The 2280-nt window shown below is 72.1% G+C and carries 3 protein-coding genes and 1 tRNA gene; 3 read left to right on the forward strand and 1 reads right to left on the reverse strand.

The window, feature by feature from the left end; translation table 11 throughout:
* Positions 1–116 precede the first annotated feature (116 nt).
* Entirely contained in the window at positions 117–1511 is a 1395-nt protein-coding gene (locus IH45_RS0142485; RefSeq protein WP_032919554.1) for a coiled-coil domain-containing protein, read from the reverse strand.
* 301 nt (positions 1512–1812) lie between these two features.
* Between IH45_RS0142485 and IH45_RS0142490 the strand changes: the two genes are divergently transcribed.
* The 3 genes from IH45_RS0142490 to IH45_RS0142495 all read left to right on the forward strand — a co-directional run bounded on the left by IH45_RS0142490 (position 1813) and on the right by IH45_RS0142495 (position 2262).
* Positions 1813–1884, forward strand: a tRNA-Val gene (locus IH45_RS0142490).
* Positions 1885–1900: 16 nt separating this feature from the next.
* Entirely contained in the window at positions 1901–2059 is a 159-nt protein-coding gene (locus IH45_RS1000000149170; protein WP_158813482.1) for a hypothetical protein, read from the forward strand.
* Positions 2038–2262: a hypothetical protein gene (locus IH45_RS0142495; RefSeq protein ID WP_030682493.1), complete on the forward strand. Its 225-nt coding sequence runs from the start codon at positions 2038–2040 to the stop codon at positions 2260–2262. The genes IH45_RS1000000149170 and IH45_RS0142495 overlap by 22 nt, the downstream gene beginning before the upstream one ends.
* Positions 2263–2280 lie beyond the last annotated feature (18 nt).

A 2280-nucleotide genomic window follows, 5' to 3' on the forward strand; every position in this document is an offset into this window, starting at 1 on the left:
CGGACATCGTCAGCCGCCCCGCCGCCCCGCCGCCCCGCCGCCCCACCGGACACCCCACCCCATCAGCGATCCCTCGGTCATCAGCCACCCGCCGTCAAGGACCGCCCGCCAGCCCGTCAGCCCGCCGTCCCGCCGCCCCGCTCCTCGCGGATCTCCTGGACCACGCGGGCGGCCGTCTGCCGTACCGCCTCCGTCTCGGTCAGGAAGTGCCACCAGTCCGGGTGTCGTCCCTCCAGGCCGGCGATCGCGCGCTCCAGACGCGCCACCGCGTCGTCCAGCGGACGTGCGTGCCGCGGGTCGGGCGTACTGCGGCCGGCCATCGCCAGCCGCTGCGCGTCCCGTACCGCGAAGCGCGTCCGCTCGACCTCCTTCTCGCGGTCGAAGGACACCTCGTCCAGCCGACGCAGCCGGTCACCGGCGGCCGAGACCGCCTCATCGGTCGTGTTCAGCAAAGCCCGAGCGGTCGCCAGAAGGCTCGTGGCGTCGGCCCAGCGCTGCTCGTCCCGTGCCCGCTGGGCCTCGCGCACCTTGATCTCCGCCTGCGCGACGGCGTCCGCTGCCTGGTCCGGTACGTGCTGGAGGTCCTGCCAGCAGGCCGCGCTGTAGCGCCTGCGCAGTTCGCTCAGCACGGGATCGACCTTGGCCGCTCGCGTCGTGATGGCCTGCGCCCGGGTCCGCAGCGACACCAGTCGCTTGTCGATCTCCGCGGCCTTCTCCGGCAGCCGCTCCGCCTCGGTACGTATGGCCTCGGCCTGGCGCAGCACGTCGTCGGCGCGCCGGATCGTCTCCTGTACGCCGTGCTGTCCGGCGCCCTGGTTCAGCTTGGTCAGCTCGGGCGACAGGGCGGCCAGCCGGGCCGCCAGGTCGTCCGCCTGGTAATTCTGCGCGCGGACGGCGTCGAGCGCGTTGCTCGCGGCCAGCAGGGCCTGCCGGGACCGCTCGACCGCCGGCGCGAGCCGTGCCAGCTGCGTTTCCGCGGTCTGCAGCAGCGGGCCCAGCCCCTGAGCGAAGCGGTCGAGGTCCGCCTTGACCCGCTCCAGCTCGTCCTTGGCCCGGGCCAGGTCGGCGCGCGCCCGCGACGCCGCGCCGGCGTCGAGGTCGTCGCGGTCGAGGTCGTGGGCGTCGACGGCGCTGATGTAGCCCTGGCTGACCTCGTCGATCCGCTGCCCGAAACGCTCGTACTCCTCCGCGGCCCGCACGGCCGCCGGAGAACGGTCGACCGCGGTGACCGTCTCTATGGAGATCCGCAGGTCACGCTGGGCCGTGTCCAGCTCGTAGAACGCCGCTGCCGCGGCGTCCTTCGCGGCCTGGGCGTCCGCGCGCTGGCTCTCCCCGCGCCCGAACCAGCGCCGCGTACCCCCGCCCGCGAAGGCAGCCGGGGCCGCGGCGGCCAGCAACGGCAGCGGCAGCAGGAGCAGGGTCACGGTGTCCCGGAGCATGCCGCCCCGAGGGCGACGGCGTACTGCACGGCGTGCTCGCTGCTCGCGCGGCTGCGTGTGTGTCGCCGTCACATCCCTCTCCCGATCGCATCGCCCCTGGCCCGGCTGCCATTCTCCCACCCAGTAGGAACGAACACAGCGGCCGGTTGGTTCGCGATCAGGGGCGTGATCCGGTGGTGGAAACAGGCGCCGCGGCCGGGGTGTGTTCCGTATGTCTGGTACGTACGTCCGTGACCCCTCGCGCCCAGGCGAAGCCCCTCCGCGCAGCCTGGCTCAGGACCTCCGAGGCCGGCGCTCCAGCCCCGTCCTGAGTCGCCCCCGACCCGGGTTTGTGGTGCAGCCCGGAAAGCAAGGTAGTCTGTCGGCTCAGCCAGGGCGCATAGCTCAGCGGTAGAGCGCTGCTCTTACAAAGCAGATGTCACAGGTTCAAATCCTGTTGTGCCCACAGTGAGAAGCCGTAGATGAGCGGCCAGATCGAAGCCCCAACCGTGGTCGGTTGGGGCTTCGTCGTTTTTGGGGTCTGTGGCCGGTTGGGCGTTGCTGATCTGCGTGTGGTGGCCGACGTGCGGGGTGGCCGGGGGCGGTGCACGCTGAAGGCATGGGTGCGCATCCGTCGGTGATTGTTCATCCGCCCTCGCCGTCGGGCGGGCGTCGGGTCACCGTTCATGGGCAGATCGTCGGGCTGGCGCATGGCCGGGGTGATGTTGCCGAGTTCCTGCGGCGCGCGGGGCTGGCGCCGGATGCCGAGGATGTTGATCTGGATACGCCGGGGCTCATTGAGTGGCGCGGCGGGGGCAAGGACGTCTGGATGGGGGCGGGCTGAGTGGGGTGTGGGTTAGGT

This window comes from Streptomyces rimosus subsp. rimosus (assembly GCF_000720725.1).
Classification (GTDB): Bacteria; Actinomycetota; Actinomycetes; order Streptomycetales; family Streptomycetaceae; genus Streptomyces; species Streptomyces rimosus_A.

Bases quoted from the DNA above. Each gene is read 5' to 3' on its own strand.
- IH45_RS1000000149170 (WP_158813482.1), top strand. From the start codon at position 1,901: ATGAGCGGCCAGATCGAAGCCCCAACCGTGGTCGGTTGGGGCTTCGTC.
- IH45_RS0142495 (WP_030682493.1), top strand. From the start codon at position 2,038: ATGGGTGCGCATCCGTCGGTGATTGTTCATCCGCCCTCGCCGTCGGGC.